Genomic DNA, 16,651 nt, shown 5'->3' on the forward strand with positions numbered 1-16,651 from the left:
CCGAGGCGGCGGGTGCGGTGCTGGGGGAGGGGCGCTGTGATCATCCAATGGGGCACGTTGCCGCACGCGCCGGCGCCGACCGGCGGAGACGCGGGGGCGTCAGCCCAGTGACAGGACCACGAGCGCGGTCGTCGCCGCCGTCTCCGCGAGGCCGCCGAAGACGTCGCCGGTGATGCCGCCGAAGCGGCGGGTGCAATGGCGCAGGAGGAGTTCGGCGGCGGCGAGTGCGGCGAGGACCGCGAGGGCGGTGCGGGCGATGTCGTCCGTCCCGAGCAGCGCGCCCGCCGTGGCGGCGACGCCGGTCACGGCCAGGGCGACGGCCGCCGCACCCCGTACCGGGACGACCCCGGCCACCGCGGCACCCAGCCCCTCCGGCCGCGCGGCGGGCACGCCGGTGCGCGCGGCGAGGGTGAGGGCGAGGCGGGCGGCGACGGCCGAGACGACGGTGGCGAGGGCGCCCCGGGCCCACGAGTCGTCGTAGAGCCGGGCGAGGGCTGCCACCTGCGCGAGCAGCACGAACACGAGCGTGATCACGCCGAACGGCCCGATGTCCGACTGCTTCATGATCCGCAGCGCGTCCTCGGCGGGCTTGCCGCTGCCGAGCCCGTCCGCGGTGTCGGCGAGCCCGTCGAGATGCAGCCCCCGGGTCAGTACGGCGGGGACGGCGGCGCCCGCGACGGCGGCGAGGAGGGGACCGGCGCCGAGGAAGAGGAGCAGGAGCGCGACGAGGGCGGCACCACAGCCGAGGACCACCCCGACGAGCGGGGCGCACAGCATCCCGCCGCGCGCCGTCTCCCGGTCCCAGCGGCTCACCTTGACGGGCAGCACACTGAGGGTGCCGAAGGCGAAGCGGAGACCGTGGAGCGGGGGCGGGGTCATGGACACGTCCGCAGACTAGCCCGGACGAAGTTCCCGCCGGGCAGGCCGTCCCCGTCCCGGACACACTGAAACCATGGGTGACTGGTGGCAGCGCAACATCATCGAACCGGGAAAGCTCCCGCTGCTCCTGGCCCTGACCGCCTTCGTGGTCACCTTCCTCGTCACCCGCGTCATCACCCGCCTCATCCGCGCGGGAAAGGGACCCTTCCGCAACATCGAGACCGGCGCCGTCCACATCCACCATGTCGTCCCCGGCGTCGTCCTCACGGTCATCGGCGGGTTCTGCGCGGTGGCCGGCGGGCAGCACGGCTTCGGCTCGGCCGCGGCCGCGGTGGTCTTCGGGATCGGCGCGGGACTGGTGTTGGACGAGTTCGCCCTGATCCTGCATCTGGACGACGTCTACTGGAGCGAGGCGGGCCGCAAGAGCGTCGAGGTGGTCGTGCTCACCGCCGCCGTGGTCGGCCTGTTCCTCCTCGGCTACGCGCCCTTCGGGGTCAACGACCTCAACGACGACGAGCTGCAGAGCCGCGGGACGGTGCTCAGTACGATCTTCGGGAACTTCCTCGTCGCCCTGATCGCCCTCGCCAAGGGCAAGGCCCGGATAGCGATCTTCGGGGTGGTCATCCCCTTCATCGCCCTGTTCGGCGCCGTCCGCCTGGCCCGTCCCGCCTCCCCCTGGGCGAAACGCTTCTACCGCCGCCGCCCGCGTGCCCGGGCCAAGGCCCAGCTGCGCGCCTACCACCACGACAAGCGCTGGGCGGGGCCCAGCCGCAAACTTCAGGACTGGATCGGCGGCGCGCCCGACGTCGACCCGGCCCGCGCCCTCGAACGCCGCTGACGCACCGCCGCCACCGCGCACAGCGCCAGCACCGCCACGATCGCCGCCAGGTGCTCCTTCCCGGCGAGGTTCTCCTTCAGCGCCACCTCGACCACCATCGCCGCGATCACCACACCCGCCGTGACATACGCGCCGTACCGCCACCCGAGGAACACCGCCAGCCCCACCACGGCGGCCGACGGTCCCGTGTCCACGACCCGTGCGTCCGAGGCGGGCAGCCCGATCGGGTGGTCCGGGCCGAGCGCGATGCCCACGCGCGCGTACAGGGTGCCGGCGAGGGTGGCGACGTACGCGACGACGAGGGTCCGCCACCACCCCAGACACAGCTCGGCGATCCCGAACACGATCAGCATCTGCGCGAGCGCACCCCACACCGGCAGGTCGAGGGCGGGCACGAACAGCGACAACGGCGTCCGCAGGAGCGCCAGCCAGAGCGGATCCTCGGCCCGGACGCCCCCGAGGTTCTGGACGACCCGATACCCCCAGGACTGGTTCTGCACGACCTGCATGACCCCGGTCAGACACACGGCCCCGAGGGTCATCGGAACGGCCCACCACCGCCGCGCCCCCAACGCACCCCGCACGGCGAGGTACAGCGACCCCCACTCGGCGCGGGCCAAGCGGGCGAGGGTGCTCATATGGGGATTATGTGCACAGGGGGGAGGGACTGCTCGTCACCTCCAGTCGGTCCCCGATCTACTCGGTCTCCGACTGCTCCACCGGCTCGTCGTCCCCCGTCGGCTCCGACGCCTCCGACTCCTTCGGCTTCTCCGGCAGCTCCGCCGCCAGCGCCGCCGCGGCCTGGACCATCGGCAGGGCCAGCAGGCCCCCGGCCCCCTCGCCGACCTTCACGCCCTGGTCGAGCAGGGGTTCCAGGGCCATGCGGTCCAGCGCCTTCGCCTGGCCCGGCTCCCCGCTGTTGTGCGCGGCCAGCCACCAGTCCGGCGCCCGGAACGCGATCCGCTGCCCCACCAGCGCACAGGCGGCGACCACGACGCCGTCCAGTACGACGGGCATCTTCCGCACCGCGCTCTGCAGCAGGAACCCGGTGATCGCCGCGAGGTCGGCCCCGCCCACCGTCGCGAGCAGCTGGAGCTGGTCCCCGAGCACGGGCCGGGCCCGGCGCAGCGCGTCCCGGATCGCCGCGCACTTGCGCATCCACGCGAGGTCGTCGATGGCGAGGCCACCCCGCCCGGTGACCACGGAGGCGTCGGTCCCGCACAGCGCCGCGACCAGCACCCCGGCCGCGGTCGTCCCGCCGACGCTCACATCGCCGAGCACCACCAGATCCGTACCGGAGTCGGCCTCCTCGTCGGCCACCGCCACCCCGGCCCGGAAGGCGGCCTCCGCCTCCTCCAGGGTGACCGCGTCCTCGACGTCGATACGGCCGCTGCCCCGCCGCACCCGATGCCGTACGACCGCCTCCGGCAGCGACTCGGGGTCGCAGTCCAGCGCCATGTCGACGACCCGCACGGGAACCCCGAGCCGCCGCGCGAGCACGGACACGGGCCGGCCGCCCTCCAGGATCTCCCGCACCAACTCCCCGGCGCCGCCCGCCGGTCGCGCCGAGACGCCCAGCTCGGCGACGCCGTGGTCGCCGGCGAACAGGACGACCCGCGGCTGATCGATCGGCCGCACCGGTACGGCCGACTGCGCCGCCGACAGCCACTCACCCAGTTCGTCGAGGCGGCCCAGCGCCCCGGGCGGCACGATCTGACGCTCACGGCGCGCCTCGGCGTCACGGCGTACCCCACCGTCGGGGCGCTCGATCAGATCAGTGAAGTCGTCGAGATTAAGCGAGCTCATTCGCCGAACAGTACCGGCACCGGTCGAACAGAACGGCGCCACATGGCCACCAGGGGCCCCGCCACGTCACCGCCACATCCGCCCGACGTCGTTGCACCCAAGATCGCCATCCCATACGTTCCGTTTTGCAGTGGATTGTCGGGGCATGCTCGCAGCACCATTCCGCCGTACGCCCCCCGCCGTACGCCGTACGCTCTAGCGCCCGGGAGCCGCCATGACCGCGACCGCATCCTCCGAACGACGCCGCGCAGGCTGCGCGTTCACCCTCGCCGCATGCCGGGACCACACCTACGCACCCCGGTTCCTGAGACTCGTACGGCAGGCCTCGCCCCGCCATCTGAGAGCCGCGGCCCGTGCTGTGCTTCCCTTCGCCGAGCCGGAGAGCTGGCTGGACGTGGGGACGGGGGACGCCCGCTTTCCGGAGGCGGCGAAGGACGTCCTTCCCTACACCGCGTTCGACGGCCTGGACCCGACCCACCGAGTCCTGCACGCGCGCGTGGCCGAGCGCATCGAGGAGGCCCACGTAGGGCTGCTGACGGACCCTCGGATCACGACTCGTCTGCGGACCCGGTACGACGTCGTCAGCATGCTCCGCCACCTGGAACACACCCCGGACCCCCGCGCGGAACTGCGCGCCGCCCTCGCGGTCCTCCGCCCCGGCGGCCACCTCGTCCTCGAACTCCCCAACCCGCGCAGCGCGTTCGCCCTGCTGTTCGGCGCGGCGTGGATCCCGCAGAGCCCGCACGGACACCTGCATCTGCTGCCCCTGCGCACGCTCCACGAGGAACTGCGGTCCCTGGGCTGCACGATCGTGGCGACGGACCGCCGCACCCCGCACATCCCCTACGACCTCGCGGCCACGATCGCCCTGGTGCTGAACCTCCTCCTGGGCCCGGTACTGGCGGTGCTGGGCGCCCCCCTGGTGGCCGCCGCCTGGATGATCGACCTGATCCTGGCCCCCGTGCTCCGCCGCACCCCCCTGTCGAACGGGTACCGAGTCGTCGCCCGCAAGGAGCCGATCACCCAGCGGGCACCGGCCGCACCGGCCCCACGCACCGCACCGTCAGGACCGACGGCACCGGCAGGGCCGACCGCACCCGCATCGCCGCCCGCCTGAAGACCTAGCCGCGCAGCACCAGCGCCTGCCCCGCCACCACCAGCACGACCTGCTCGCACTCCCCGGCGAACGCCGCGTTCAGCCGCCCCAGCTCGTCCCGGTACCGGCGCCCCGACGCCGTCGCCGGCACGATCCCCGAGCCCACCTCGTTGGACACGGCGACCACGGTCCGCCGGGTGGCCCGCACCGCGTCCGTCAACTCCCGCACCCGTTCCCGCAGTGCCCGCTCCCCGCCGTCGGCCCACACGGCGTCGTCCCACGCTCCGACGGAGTCCATGACATCCGTCAGCCACAGGGACAGACAGTCGATCAGCAACGGCGCCCCGTCCTCGGCCAGCAGCGGCACCAGGTCGCAGGTCTCGGCCGTACGCCACGACCCCGGCCGCCGCTCCCGGTGCACGGCGACCCGCTCCGCCCACTCGGTGTCCCCGCCCCGGGTGCCGCCGGTCGCCACGTACAGCACGTCCGGAAAGGCCTCAAGGCGCCGCTCCGCCTCCACCGACTTCCCGGACCGGGCGCCGCCCACCACCAGGGTCCGCCGCGGCACATCGGGCACGTCCTCGTACGCCCCCACCACCAGCGTCGCGCCGTCCGGCACCGCCCGCGCCCCGGCCGCGGCCAGCCGCCGCCGCAACTCCGCGCCCGGCGGTACGTCATGGTCCAGATGGACGGCGATGACATCCGTCGTCGGCCCGACCGCGCCCACCGCCCGCAGCTTGGCCAGGGCGTCCGGCCGCCCCACGACATCGGCGACGACCATGTCGTACATCCCGACCGCCCCCTCCTCAAGACCGGCCGGCGCACCCCCCGGCGGCAGATATAGCAGCCGCTGCCCGTCCGGCCCGGTCACCGCGTACCCCGTGCCCGGCGAGTCCATCGGCACCGCCCGCACCCGATGCCCCGTCAGCAGCGCCAACTCCCGCCCGTCCGGCACCCGCCCGGGCTGCGGCAGCCCCGCGGGCACCTCGACGGCGGGCCCGTTGTGCGGATGCGACAGCAACACCTGCCGTACGCCCCCCAGCGAACGCCCCGCGCGAGCCGCCGCGAACGCCGCCCCGGGCGTCAGATCGAGCAACAACGCCCCGTCCACGAGCAACGCGGTGGCCGCCCGCGCGTCATCACCGAGCGCGCCCGCACAGGCCGCACACGAGCAGTCGGGGCGGGGGAGTCCCGCGGGGGCACCGGTGCCGAGCAGAGTCAGTTCCACGGAGCCGATTTTCGCCTGTCTGCGCAGGTCTCGCGCATCCGACTAGGCTGCGGGCAGGAGCCGGACGTCGATCCGGCTCCTGTTCTGCACGTGCTGACACCTTGGAGGGCTACATGGCGGCATGGACGTGGCGGTTCGAGAAGGCCGACGGGGCGGAGGTCCAGCCCGCGGTGCAGCCCGAGGAGTTCACCACCCAGGGCGATGCCGAGTCCTGGGTCGGGGAGCACTGGAAGGCGCTTCAGGAGGGCGGCGCGGACCAGGTGCGGCTGTTCGAGGACACCACGGAGATCTACGGCCCGATGAGCCTGCACGCCGAGGCATGACCCCCTCGGGACGGGAGCGAGGGCCGTACTCCCTCGCTCCCGTCACCGCTCAGCGCCTCGGCGAGCGAGGACGACAGCCCGAGCGGTGAGCCCATGGCCGGCACGATCTGCCCGACCTCGACCTTCGAGTCTCGCGTCGGGGGCACGGCCCGGCCAGTGCTGCTCACCCGAACGAGCTCAGCAGCGCACTCCGCGCGGACACCGGGCTCAGCCGCGCACTCCGCACAGATGCAGCAGCGCGGCGACACTCCGATACGGATCCGTCTTCCCGGCCCGCTCCTCGACCGCCAGCAACGACTCCACGTCCGCCGGGATCTCCGCCTCGTCGGCCGCCGTGTCGGTGAACACCCGCACGCCGTACCAGGCGTGCAGCGGCGCCGCGATGCCCGCCAGCGTCGCCGTCAGCTCCGCGAGCCGGTCGGCCCGTACGTCGAGGCCGAGCCGGTTGCGATAGGCGGTCGTGTCGAAGGCGGCCAGCGCCCCGGTCCAGTCCCCGGCCAGCCCCGGCCGCATGGCCAGCGCGTCGCCGTTGCGCACGAGCAGCGACAGCAACCCGCCCGGGGCGAGCATCCGGGCCAGTCCCGCCAGCAGCGGATCGGGCTCCTCGATGTACATGAGCACGCCATGGCACAGCACGACGTCGAAGCTGCCCGGCAGAAAGTGGACGCCCGTGTCCCGCCCGTCCCCCTGGACGATACGGACCCGCTCACGGATCCCCTCGGGCTCACCGGCGAGCTCCTCACGGGCCGCCGCGATCATCTTCGGGTCCTGCTCGACGCCGGTCACCTGGTGCCCGGCGCGGGCCAGACGCAGCGCCTGGGTGCCCTGGCCCATCCCCACGTCGAGCACCCGCAGCCGCTGCCCGACCGGAAACCGCCCGGCTATCTGCTCGTCGAGCTGCCGGGCCACCAGCTCCTGTCGTACGACATCACGCAGCCCGCCCAGCCTGGTCAGCCAGGCGTCGGCCGCACCCCCGGAGAATGCGGCTGCGCTCAGGGTCGCTCTCCGCGCTTGACCTGCGGCTTCGGCAGCCGGAGCCGGCGCATCTGGAGGGAGCGCATCAGCGCGTAGGCGACGGCGCCACGCTTGTTGTCGTCGGCGAAGCGCTCGGCCAGCCGCTTCTTCAGGCGGACGCCGGTGACGACCGAGTCGAGCACGATCATCACGATCACGATGAGCCACAGCAGCAGCGCGATGTTCTGCAGCGCCGGGACCTGGACCATGCTCAGCACGAGAATGACCACGGCCATCGGCAGGAAGAACTCCGCGATGTTGAAGCGCGAGTCGATGAAGTCGCGCGCGAACTTGCGGACCGGACCCTTGTCACGGGCCGGCAGGTACCGCTCGTCGCCCCCGGCCAGCGCCTGGCGCTGCTTCTCCAGGGCGGCGCGGCGGTCCTCGCGCTGGCGCTTGGCGGCCTCCTTGCGCGTCGACGGCGTGTTGGCCACGCTGCGGCGCTGGGTCTGGGCCTCACTGCGCTTGGGCGTGGGGCGGCCCTTCGGGGCCTCGGGGTGACGGGTCTGAGTGGAGTCGGTCACCAGCGCCTTGTCGGCGGCCTGGGCCTTCTCATCCTTGGCACGGCTACGGAACACAAAACCCAAGGGTACGGGGTGCCAGGGGTTGGACCCCAGCCCGGTGGGGAACGATCCGGCAACACCAGTCGTCGTAGGGGGACAGAGGGGACGTTGCAGACGGTTCGTTCGGCGGTCACGGGGGAGGCACTCGGGCGGCACCGGTTGGACACCCATGGGTTCGCCCATGAGCCCACCCGGGAGTCACCTACTCCTTACGCCGGAGCGGGAGCGTCAGCAGTCGTCCTTGGGGATGAGCGCATCCGTCCCCGAACAGTGCGGTAATGGATGCAGGGCCCGTACTGTGGGTTCTGTCGCAGGTGCTGGAGTGGAGTCCGTCAGAAGGGGGCGCGCGAAGCCCATGAGCGGTGTCATGAAGCGTATGGGGATGATCTTCCGCGCGAAGGCGAACAAGGCCCTTGACCGGGCCGAGGACCCGCGCGAGACCCTCGATTACTCGTACCAGAAGCAGCTGGAGCTGCTCCAGAAGGTCCGCCGCGGAGTGGCCGACGTGGCCACGTCCCGCAAGCGCCTGGAGCTCCAGCTCAACCAGCTCCAGTCGCAGTCGTCCAAGCTGGAGGACCAGGGCCGCAAGGCGCTCGCGCTGGGCCGTGAGGACCTGGCCCGCGAGGCGCTGTCGCGCCGCGCCGCCCTCCAGCAGCAGGTGACGGACCTGGAGACCCAGCACGCGACGCTGCAGGGCGAGGAGGAGAAGCTCACCCTCGCGGCGCAGCGCCTGCAGGCGAAGGTCGACGCCTTCCGCACCAAGAAGGAGACGATCAAGGCCACGTACACCGCGGCCCAGGCCCAGACCCGGATCGGCGAGGCCTTCTCCGGCATCTCCGAGGAGATGGGCGACGTCGGCCTGGCGATCCAGCGGGCCGAGGACAAGACGGCGCAGCTCCAGGCGCGCGCCGGCGCCATCGACGAACTCCTCGCCTCGGGCGCCCTGGACGACCAGTCCGGCATGCACAAGGACGACATCCAGGCCGAGCTGGACCGGCTCTCCGGTGGTACGGATGTAGAGCTGGAACTGCAGCGCATGAAGGCGGAGCTGGCGGGCGGGTCGTCCGGCGGACAGCAGGCCATCGAGGGCGGCAACGGCCAGTCGCAGTCCCAGCAGCAGCCGCAGGACACCCCGCGCTTCGACAAGCAGTAGCCGACGGCCGGGGCCCACGCCTAGGAGGGCGCGATGGGCGACATGATCGTCCGGATCATGGGCGAGGGGCAGGTGAAGCTGTCCGACAGCCACCTGCCCGAGCTGAACAAGCTCGACGACGAGCTCCTGGCGGAAATGGAGAACGGCGACGGCCCCGGCTTCCGCCACACCCTCGAAGCCCTCCTCGCCAAGGTCCGCGAACTGGGCGAGCCCCTGCCCGACGACTCCCTGGAACCGTCGGAACTGATCCTGCCGTCGCCGGATGCGACGTTGGAGGATGTTCGCGAGCTGCTGAGCGACGACGGTCTGATCCCGGGTTGAGCCGGGGGCTTTGCCTCGCTCCGCCGACCGTCACTCCCTGACGTCGGCCCGCATATCTCAGCCCGTCCGGCGTTTGAGGACGAGGCCCCTTAAGAGGAACCTCCAGTTGGCCCCCGTTCCAAGCCCCGCAGGGACGCCGTACCGTAATCAAGCGTGAACACCCTCGAACGAGCCCGTCGGCATCTGAAAGCGCATCCCATGGCGCTGGACGCGGCGCTGGCCGTCGGCGTCCTCGCCTGCATGGTGGCCGGATCGTTCGTGGACCCGCACGAGAAGGCCGACGTCACCTGGGGCCTGCGCACCCCGGACGCGCTGAGCCTCGTCCTGATCGTCCTCGGCGCCGCGGCCCTCGTCTTCCGCCGCCGGGCCCCCATGACGGTCCTCGCCGTCACCGGCACCCTCTCCCTCGTCGAGTCCGTCACCGGCGATCCCCGTGCCCCCGTCGCCATGTCCGCGGTCATCGCCCTCTACACCGTCGCCTCGACCACCGACCGCCCCACCACCTGGCGCGTCGGCCTGCTCACCATGACCGTCCTGACCGGCTCCGCCATGCTCGCCGGCCCGCTGCCCTGGTACGCCCAGGAGAACCTCGCCATCTTCGCCTGGACCGGTATCGGCGCCACCGCCGGCGACGCCGTCCGCAGCCGCCGCGCCGTCGTCGCCACCATCCGTGAGCGGGCAGAACGGGCCGAGCGCACCCGCGAGGAGGAGGCCCGCCGCCGCGTCGCCGAGGAGCGCCTCCGTATCGCCCGCGACCTGCATGACGTCGTCGCCCACCACATCGCCCTCGTCAACGTCCAGGCCGGCGTCGCCGCCCACGTCATGGACAAGCGCCCCGACCAGGCCAAGGAAGCCCTCGCCCACGTACGCGAGGCCAGCCGCTCCGCGCTGAACGAACTCCGCGCCACCGTCGGCCTGCTCCGCCAGTCCGGCGACCCCGAGGCCCCCACCGAACCCGCCCCCGGCCTCGTCCGCCTCGACGAACTCGCGGGCACCTTCCGCAGCGCGGGCCTCCAGGTCGAGGTCGCCCGCGCCGACCAGGGCACCACCCTCCCCGCCGCCGTCGACCTGGCCGCGTACCGCGTCATCCAGGAGGCCCTCACCAACGTGCAGAAGCACGCGGGACCGGACGCCAAGGCCGAGGTCAGCGTGGTCCGCGTGGGCCCGAACATCGAGATCACCGTCCTCGACGACGGCGCCGGCGAGGACGACACCCCCGACAGCGGCGGACACGGCCTACTCGGCATGCGCGAGCGCGTCACCGCCCTGCGCGGCACCCTCACCACCGGCCCCCGCTACGGAGGCGGCTTCCGCGTCCATGCGATCCTGCCGGTCAAGGGCCGTACGCGCGCGGCGGAGGACGCCGTATGACGAAGCCGCGGAACTCGATGACGTGGCCGCGGAACTCAATCGCACCTCGCGGAAGTTGTCGTAGGGCGAAGCCATCCACCTCGTGCCCCGCAGAGGACCTGCCATGACCATCCGCGTCCTGCTCGCCGACGACCAGGCACTCCTCCGCAGCGCCTTCAGGGTGCTCGTCGACTCCGAGCCCGACATGGAGGTCGTCGGTGAGGCGTCCGACGGGGCGGAGGCGGTGCGGCTGGCCAAGGAGGAGCGGGCGGACGTCGTGCTGATGGACATCCGGATGCCGGGCACCGACGGCCTCGCCGCCACCCGCATGATCAGCGCCGACCCGACCCTGGCCCACGTCCGCGTCGTCATACTCACCACCTTCGAGGTCGACGACTACGTCGTGCAGTCGCTGCGCGCCGGCGCCTCGGGCTTCCTCGGCAAGGGTTCCGAACCCGACGAACTCCTCAGCGCCATCCGTGTCGCGGCCGGCGGCGAGGCCCTGCTGTCCCCGGCCGCAACCAAGGGCCTGATCGCCCGCTTCCTCGCCCAGGGCAACGGCGCGGACGACGACCGAGACCCGGCCCGCGCCGAGCGGCTCGACGCGCTCACCGTCCGCGAGCGCGAGGTCCTGGTCCAGGTCGCCGGCGGGCACTCCAACGACGAGATCGCCGAGCGGCTCGAGGTCAGCCCGCTGACGGTGAAGACGCACGTCAACCGGGCCATGTCCAAGCTCGGCGCCCGCGACCGGGCCCAGCTCGTGGTGATCGCGTACGAGTCCGGGCTGGTACGTCCAAGGGTGGAGTGACCCCGAGCCGGGCGTACTGCGCCCGGAGTATGCGCCGTATAAGGAACGGGACCTGCGGCCTACGAAACCGGGCTCCGCGATGGCTCAGTGTGTAGGGGCGGGCGCTCATCTGTTCATGCGCTTCTGTCATGCACAGGCGTCCGCTGCGACTTTTGCCGCTTCTGCCGCTCACAGAAGAGAGACCCTGACACATGTCCTGGCTGTCCCGATTCAGCCTCGCCCAACGTGCCCTGATAGGCCTGATGTCGATCATCGCGATCGCCTTCGGCGCGATCGCGATACCTCAGCTCAAGCAGCAGCTGCTGCCCTCCATCGAACTGCCGATGGTGTCCGTCCTCGCGCCGTATCAGGGCGCGTCGCCGGACGTGGTCGAGAAGCAGGTCGTCGAGCCGATCGAGGACAGCCTCGAAGCCGTCGACGGCATCACCGGCGTCACCTCCACCGCGAGCGAGGGCAACGCCGTGATCATGGCGTCCTTCGACTACGGCCCCGACACCCAGCAGCTCGTCGCCGACGTCCAGCAGGCCGTCAACCGGGCCCGCGTCCAGCTGCCGGACGACGTGGACCCGCAGGTCATCGCCGGTTCCACGGACGACATCCCGACCGTCGTCCTCGCCGTCACCTCCGGCAAGGACCAGCAGGCCTTGGCCGACCAGCTGGACCGGACCGTCGTGCCGGACCTGAAGGACATCGACGGCGTCGGCCAGGTCACCGTCGACGGCGTACGGGACCTCCAGGTCACCGTCACGCCCAACGACGCGAAGCTGGCGAAGGCGGGCCTGACCTCGGCGGCCCTGACCCAGGCCCTGCAGGCGGGCGGCGCCACCGTCCCGGCGGGCTCCTTCGACGAGGACGGCGACAACCGCACGGTCCAGGTGGGCGGCGGCTTCACGTCGATCCAGCAGATCAAGGACCTGATGGTCACAGGTGGCGAAGGCGCTTCGGGCTCCGGCTCCGGCTCCGCGAAGCCGGTCCGCCTCGGTGCCGTGGCCACCGTCGAGCAGGAGCAGGCGGCGGCCGACTCCATCACGCGCACCGACGGCAAGCCGTCCCTCGCGATCGCGGTCACCATGGACCGCGACGGCAGCGCGGTCGCCATCTCGGACGCGGTCGAGGACAAGCTCCCGGAGATGCGCAAGGACCTCGGCTCGGACGCCACGGTCACCGTGGTCAGCGACCAGGGCCCGGCGGTGAAGAAGTCCATCGACGGTCTGACGACGGAGGGCGCGCTCGGCCTGCTCTTCGCGGTCCTGATCATCCTGGTCTTCCTGGCGTCGATCCGCTCGACGCTGGTGACGGCGGTGAGCATTCCGCTGTCCGTCGTGCTGGCCCTGATCGTCCTGTGGACCAGGGACCTCTCCCTGAACATGCTGACGCTCGGCGCGCTCACCATCGCCATCGGCCGGGTCGTCGACGACTCGATCGTGGTCCTGGAGAACATCAAGCGGCACCTCGGCTACGGCGAGGAGCGCGAGGAGGCCATCCTCAAGGCGGTCCGTGAGGTCGCCGGAGCGGTCACCTCCTCCACCCTCACCACGGTCGCCGTGTTCCTGCCGATCGGCCTGGTCGGCGGCATGGTGGGCGAACTGTTCGGCTCGTTCAGCCTGACGGTGACGGCGGCCCTGCTGGCGTCGCTGCTCGTGTCCCTGACGGTCGTGCCGGTCCTGTCGTACTGGTTCCTGCGCGCGCCGAAGGGCACGCCCGAGGACGCGGACGAGGCCCGCCGAAAGGCCGAGGAGAAGGAGGCGAAGAGCAGGCTCCAGCGCTTCTACGTCCCTGTCCTGCGGTTCGCGACGCGTCGCCGTCTGACGAGCGTGGCGATCGCGGTCGTGGTGCTGGTGGGCACGTTCGGCATGGCGCCGCTGCTGAAGACGAACTTCTTCGACCAGGGCGAGCAGGAAGTCCTCACCGTCAAGCAGGGGTTGAAGCCGGGCACCAGCCTGGCGGCGACCGACGAGCAGGCGAAGAAGGTCGAGCGGCTGCTCGCCGACACCAAGGGCGTCAAGGACTACCAGGTCACCATCGGCTCGTCCGGCTTCATGGCGGCCTTCGGCGGCGGCACCGACACCAACCAGGCGTCGTACCAGGTCATGCTGGAGGACTCGGCGTCGTACGAGGACGTACAGGACCGTATCGAGAAGGGCCTGGCCGGCCTGGAGGGCGTCGGTACGACGACCATCGCGGCCGGTGACGGCTTCGGCGCCCAGGACCTGAGCGTGGTCGTGAAGGCGGCCGACGGGGAGGTGCTGCGCAAGGCGGCGGAGCAGGTGCGGGAAGCCGTGGCGGGCCTGGACGACGTCACCGACGTCACCAGCGACCTGTCCCAGAGCGTGCCGCGCGTCTCGGTCAAGGCCAACGACAAGGCGGCCGCGGCCGGCTTCAACGACCAGACCCTCGGCCTTGCGGTGGCCCAGGCGGTCCGTGGCAACACGGCGGCCCAGGCGACCCTCGACGACACCGAGCGGGACGTCGTCATCAAGTCGGCCAAGCCGGCGAAGACCCTGAAGCAGCTTCAGGACCTGCGTCTGGGCCCGGTGAAGCTGGGTGACATCGCGGACGTGAAGCTGGTGGACGGCCCCGTCTCGATGACCCGGATCGACGGCCAGCGCGCCGCCACGATCACGGCGAAGCCGACCGGCGACAACACCGGCGCGGTCAGCGCGGACCTCCAGTCCAAGATCAACGGCCTGACGCTCCCGGCCGGGGCCACGGCCGCGATCGGCGGCGTCTCCGAGGACCAGGACGAGGCGTTCGCCAACCTGGGCCTGGCGATGCTGGCGGCGATCGCGATCGTCTTCATGCTGCTGGTCGCGACGTTCCGCTCCCTGGTCCAGCCCCTGATCCTGCTGGTCTCGATCCCGTTCGCGGCGACGGGCGCGATCGGCCTCCTGATAGCGACCGGCACCCCGATGGGCGTCCCCGCGATGATCGGCATGCTGATGCTGATCGGCATCGTGGTGACGAACGCGATCGTGCTGATCGACTTGATCAACCAGTACCGGAAGCAGGGGTACGGCGTTGTGGAGGCGGTGATCGAGGGTGGCCGCCACCGGCTGCGCCCGATCCTGATGACGGCCCTGGCGACGATCTTCGCGCTGCTTCCGATGGCCCTGGGCGTCACCGGCGAGGGCGGCTTCATCGCCCAGCCGCTGGCGGTGGTGGTGATCGGCGGCCTGATCACGTCGACGATGCTGACGCTGCTCCTCGTTCCTACGCTGTACGCGATGGTGGAGCTTCGTAAGGAGAGGCGGGCTGAGAAGCGGGCGGCTAGGCGGGCGAAGAAGGCGGGCGTGCCGGGCGAGGCGACGTCGACTTCGGCGTCGGATTCGTCTTCGGACGAGCCGGAGCCGGCGGGGGTCTGACCTTCGGACCACATGAGGAGAGCCCGTCCCGGGAGGAGACCTGGGGCGGGCTTTTCCGTTGTCTGGATCAGTCCTTGAGGGGCGACACGAACGCGGTCCAGGAGGTGGCCGTGACGACGAGGGCGGGGCCGTTGGGAGAGAGTCGCGATCCCGTCCCGACTGGCCTTACCGGAAGGGGATGTTGAGCCAGGGGCTGCCGGGGTCGGACATCAGGATCCGGTGAACGGTAACCATGTCCTCGTACCAACTGCCGAACTTCTCGTTGTCGAACTGCAAGCAGCGGCCAAGTATGAAGCCGGCGGAAAAGTCCTGCCAGGACTCATAGCAACGTGCCGCGCTGTACCCGGCTTCGACGACGGCGGCTTCGGCTTCCGGCAGGGTGCCGTAGCGAGTGCTCAGGCCCCAGCGCGCCATGCAGGAGGCCCGGCCGAGGTCCCAGGCGTCGGCGGAGGTGACGTACTGACTGTCGCCGAGGATGCCGTCGGCGCGCATGCGGGCCTCGTAGCGGGCAATACGGCCGATGAGACGCTGGACGCCCTTGATGTGCGTCTCGGTTTCAGCTGTGGGGACGGAGGCGGCGGTCCTGGTGACGCCGTCAGAGGTGATCACGGTCTCGTCTTCCGCCCGCCGGCGCAGGACGCGTGCGGCGGCCTCGCGCCAATAGCCGGTCTCGACGTAGCCGCCGAAGTCGCGGGCGATGGCGCGGCGCAGCCCGAGGGCGAACTCCCAGACCGGGTTGGCGCCGTCGGTGGCCAGCAGGGCGCGCTGCTGCGCCTGCCACTCCTGGCGGCTGGTGATGCCCCACGATCTGCGCAGCATCTGACGCTCGGCGGGATAGCCCTGGCCGTGGTAGGCCATGGCATTCCAGGGAAGGCCCTGGTGGACGATGAGGTGGGCGCCGCAGGCCAGCCCGTGTGCCACCGGGCCGTGCAGTGGACCGCCCACGCGCAGGGTCCGCAATGACGCCTTGTCCGAGGGGCCGCCTGTCCGCCCGGTGTACTGGGCCCAGGCGGCGGAATGGGGCGGCGCGGAGGGCAGGAACGCCTCGCACGGACTGTCGGGATTGACGACGATCATCGGAGGATCGGCGGGTTGCCAGACCTCGGCGAACCAAGCGAGGACATTCCAGTCGAACACGCGATGCGGCTCAGGTGCCGGAAGCATGCCCTCGGTGTATATCGCCCATCTCCTCCCACCGGCCACCCGCGGGTCGACGTCGAGGATGGGACAGATGTTACGCCGCTTGCCGTCGACCTCGGCCCGGTCAATCGCGAAGTACAGCCGATTGCGTGCGAGCGTGTCGAAGTACGCCGCCCAGTCCTCTCGCGACTTGGCCTCGAACAGTGCCTGTTCCACTCCTGTAGGAGGGGCCCAGGCAGGCGGGGTGGTACGGCCGAAGCTTGCGGGCGGCGGACCGAACGACATAGTTCACCCATCGATCTTTCACGCGTAGAGACGCGTTAGCGGTACCAGTCTTCACCGTCACTCCCGAGGGCACTGCGCAGGAAGTGCTCAAAGGAGGGTGAGATCCAGTTCCGACTGTCTGTTTCGTGATCCCAGACGAACACGTCATCCCGTTCTGGAATTCGGATAAAGGCGAACTGATCCCCGCCCCCGTTATCACCGAAGAAGAGGAGCGGGTCGAAGGGCATGTAGAGGGACTGGAACTCTTCATTGTTGCGGAGCGAGGTGTTTTCGGTCAGGATTTTCTCGGCTGACCAGACAACTTCCGTTCCGTAAGCGGCATTGACTCCGTCGGTCTCGGCGAGGAGCGATCGGAGTGGCGATGGAATTGCCTGCCCAAGTCGTTCTTCGATGAGCGAAAGGGCTTCTTCGGGCGCCGGAGGGTGTAGCTCTACGCTCGAGAATACAAGGGCAAGTTCACGCCACATGTGCGTGATCCTTTCGAT

Annotated in this window: 16 protein-coding genes; 8 read left to right on the top strand and 8 right to left on the bottom strand. The window is 71.1% G+C overall.

The window, feature by feature from the left end:
* Nucleotides 1-99: 99 nt before the first annotated feature.
* On the bottom strand, nt 100-879 hold the full coding sequence (locus ACIA8X_RS33150) for an adenosylcobinamide-GDP ribazoletransferase (RefSeq protein ID WP_393443231.1): 780 nt from the start codon (nt 877-879) through the stop codon (nt 100-102).
* A 73-nt stretch (nt 880-952) separates the two neighbouring features.
* On the opposite strand from ACIA8X_RS33150, the gene ACIA8X_RS33155 reads away from it, so the two are divergent.
* A complete protein-coding gene (locus ACIA8X_RS33155) occupies nt 953-1,717 on the top strand; it encodes a hypothetical protein (RefSeq protein ID WP_393442280.1) in 765 nt (254 codons plus the stop codon).
* Here ACIA8X_RS33155 and ACIA8X_RS33160 read toward each other — a convergent pair.
* Together ACIA8X_RS33160 and cobT are read right to left on the bottom strand one after the other, a co-directional pair.
* Complete coding sequence (locus ACIA8X_RS33160) at nt 1,657-2,355, bottom strand: hypothetical protein (protein WP_393442282.1); 699 nt, start codon at nt 2,353-2,355, stop codon at nt 1,657-1,659. The two genes, ACIA8X_RS33155 and ACIA8X_RS33160, sit on opposite strands and share 61 nt — an antisense overlap.
* 58 nt (nt 2,356-2,413) lie before the next feature.
* A complete protein-coding gene (cobT, locus tag ACIA8X_RS33165) occupies nt 2,414-3,523 on the bottom strand; it encodes a nicotinate-nucleotide--dimethylbenzimidazole phosphoribosyltransferase (protein WP_393442284.1) in 1,110 nt (369 codons plus the stop codon).
* 214 nt (nt 3,524-3,737) lie between these two features.
* On the opposite strand from cobT, the gene ACIA8X_RS33170 reads away from it, so the two are divergent.
* Entirely contained in the window at nt 3,738-4,640 is a 903-nt protein-coding gene (locus ACIA8X_RS33170) for a class I SAM-dependent methyltransferase (RefSeq protein ID WP_393442286.1), read from the top strand.
* 4 nt (nt 4,641-4,644) lie between these two features.
* On the opposite strand, the gene ACIA8X_RS33175 is transcribed toward ACIA8X_RS33170, so the two are convergent.
* Entirely contained in the window at nt 4,645-5,847 is a 1,203-nt protein-coding gene (locus ACIA8X_RS33175) for a bifunctional adenosylcobinamide kinase/adenosylcobinamide-phosphate guanylyltransferase (RefSeq protein WP_393442288.1), read from the bottom strand.
* Between the two features lie 113 nt (nt 5,848-5,960).
* Here ACIA8X_RS33175 and ACIA8X_RS33180 point away from each other — a divergent pair, with 113 nt between their 5' ends.
* A complete protein-coding gene (locus ACIA8X_RS33180; RefSeq protein WP_093908092.1) occupies nt 5,961-6,170 on the top strand; it encodes a hypothetical protein in 210 nt (69 codons plus the stop codon).
* A gap of 207 nt (nt 6,171-6,377) precedes the next feature.
* On the opposite strand, the gene ACIA8X_RS33185 is transcribed toward ACIA8X_RS33180, so the two are convergent.
* Together ACIA8X_RS33185 and ACIA8X_RS33190 are read right to left on the bottom strand one after the other, a co-directional pair.
* Nucleotides 6,378-7,079 (bottom strand): class I SAM-dependent methyltransferase, encoded by a 702-nt coding sequence (locus tag ACIA8X_RS33185; protein WP_393442290.1) that lies wholly within the window; start codon nt 7,077-7,079, stop codon nt 6,378-6,380.
* Between the two features lie 83 nt (nt 7,080-7,162).
* Nucleotides 7,163-7,762 (bottom strand): DUF3043 domain-containing protein, encoded by a 600-nt coding sequence (locus ACIA8X_RS33190; RefSeq protein ID WP_393442292.1) that lies wholly within the window; start codon nt 7,760-7,762, stop codon nt 7,163-7,165.
* A gap of 361 nt (nt 7,763-8,123) precedes the next feature.
* Here ACIA8X_RS33190 and ACIA8X_RS33195 point away from each other — a divergent pair, with 361 nt between their 5' ends.
* The 5 genes from ACIA8X_RS33195 to ACIA8X_RS33215 all read left to right on the top strand — a co-directional run bounded on the left by ACIA8X_RS33195 (nt 8,124) and on the right by ACIA8X_RS33215 (nt 14,741).
* Nucleotides 8,124-8,900, top strand: a complete 777-nt coding sequence (locus ACIA8X_RS33195; RefSeq protein WP_393443233.1) for a PspA/IM30 family protein — start codon at nt 8,124-8,126, stop codon at nt 8,898-8,900.
* A gap of 42 nt (nt 8,901-8,942) precedes the next feature.
* Nucleotides 8,943-9,221 carry a hypothetical protein gene (locus ACIA8X_RS33200; RefSeq protein ID WP_393443235.1) on the top strand — a complete coding sequence of 93 codons (279 nt, stop codon included), beginning with the start codon at nt 8,943-8,945 and terminating at the stop codon, nt 9,219-9,221.
* Nucleotides 9,222-9,374: 153 nt separating this feature from the next.
* Nucleotides 9,375-10,592 carry a sensor histidine kinase gene (locus ACIA8X_RS33205; protein WP_393442294.1) on the top strand — a complete coding sequence of 406 codons (1,218 nt, stop codon included), beginning with the start codon at nt 9,375-9,377 and terminating at the stop codon, nt 10,590-10,592.
* Nucleotides 10,593-10,695: 103 nt separating this feature from the next.
* Nucleotides 10,696-11,379 (top strand): response regulator, encoded by a 684-nt coding sequence (locus ACIA8X_RS33210; RefSeq protein ID WP_393442296.1) that lies wholly within the window; start codon nt 10,696-10,698, stop codon nt 11,377-11,379.
* 191 nt (nt 11,380-11,570) lie between these two features.
* Nucleotides 11,571-14,741, top strand: a complete 3,171-nt coding sequence (locus ACIA8X_RS33215) for an efflux RND transporter permease subunit (RefSeq protein WP_399459841.1) — start codon at nt 11,571-11,573, stop codon at nt 14,739-14,741.
* Between the two features lie 165 nt (nt 14,742-14,906).
* On the opposite strand, the gene ACIA8X_RS33220 is transcribed toward ACIA8X_RS33215, so the two are convergent.
* Nucleotides 14,907-16,097: a DUF1266 domain-containing protein gene (locus ACIA8X_RS33220; RefSeq protein ID WP_393442300.1), complete on the bottom strand. Its 1,191-nt coding sequence runs from the start codon at nt 16,095-16,097 to the stop codon at nt 14,907-14,909.
* 104 nt (nt 16,098-16,201) lie between these two features.
* Nucleotides 16,202-16,633 (bottom strand): SMI1/KNR4 family protein, encoded by a 432-nt coding sequence (locus tag ACIA8X_RS33225; protein ID WP_393442302.1) that lies wholly within the window; start codon nt 16,631-16,633, stop codon nt 16,202-16,204.
* Nucleotides 16,634-16,651 lie beyond the last annotated feature (18 nt).

This window comes from Streptomyces sp. NPDC051738 (assembly GCF_044453205.1).
GTDB lineage: Bacteria > Actinomycetota > Actinomycetes > Streptomycetales > Streptomycetaceae > Streptomyces.

Coding starts and splice junctions, on each gene's coding strand:
- ACIA8X_RS33150 (WP_393443231.1), bottom strand. CDS start 879: ATGACCCCGCCCCCGCTCCACGGTCTCCGCTTCGCCTTCGGCACCCTC.
- cobT (WP_393442284.1), bottom strand. CDS start 3,523: ATGAGCTCGCTTAATCTCGACGACTTCACTGATCTGATCGAGCGCCCC.
- ACIA8X_RS33225 (WP_393442302.1), bottom strand. CDS start 16,633: ATGTGGCGTGAACTTGCCCTTGTATTCTCGAGCGTAGAGCTACACCCT.
- ACIA8X_RS33210 (WP_393442296.1), top strand. CDS start 10,696: ATGACCATCCGCGTCCTGCTCGCCGACGACCAGGCACTCCTCCGCAGC.
- ACIA8X_RS33195 (WP_393443233.1), top strand. CDS start 8,124: ATGGGGATGATCTTCCGCGCGAAGGCGAACAAGGCCCTTGACCGGGCC.
- ACIA8X_RS33155 (WP_393442280.1), top strand. CDS start 953: ATGGGTGACTGGTGGCAGCGCAACATCATCGAACCGGGAAAGCTCCCG.
- ACIA8X_RS33215 (WP_399459841.1), top strand. CDS start 11,571: ATGTCCTGGCTGTCCCGATTCAGCCTCGCCCAACGTGCCCTGATAGGC.
- ACIA8X_RS33200 (WP_393443235.1), top strand. CDS start 8,943: ATGATCGTCCGGATCATGGGCGAGGGGCAGGTGAAGCTGTCCGACAGC.
- ACIA8X_RS33160 (WP_393442282.1), bottom strand. CDS start 2,355: ATGAGCACCCTCGCCCGCTTGGCCCGCGCCGAGTGGGGGTCGCTGTAC.
- ACIA8X_RS33180 (WP_093908092.1), top strand. CDS start 5,961: ATGGCGGCATGGACGTGGCGGTTCGAGAAGGCCGACGGGGCGGAGGTC.
- ACIA8X_RS33170 (WP_393442286.1), top strand. CDS start 3,738: ATGACCGCGACCGCATCCTCCGAACGACGCCGCGCAGGCTGCGCGTTC.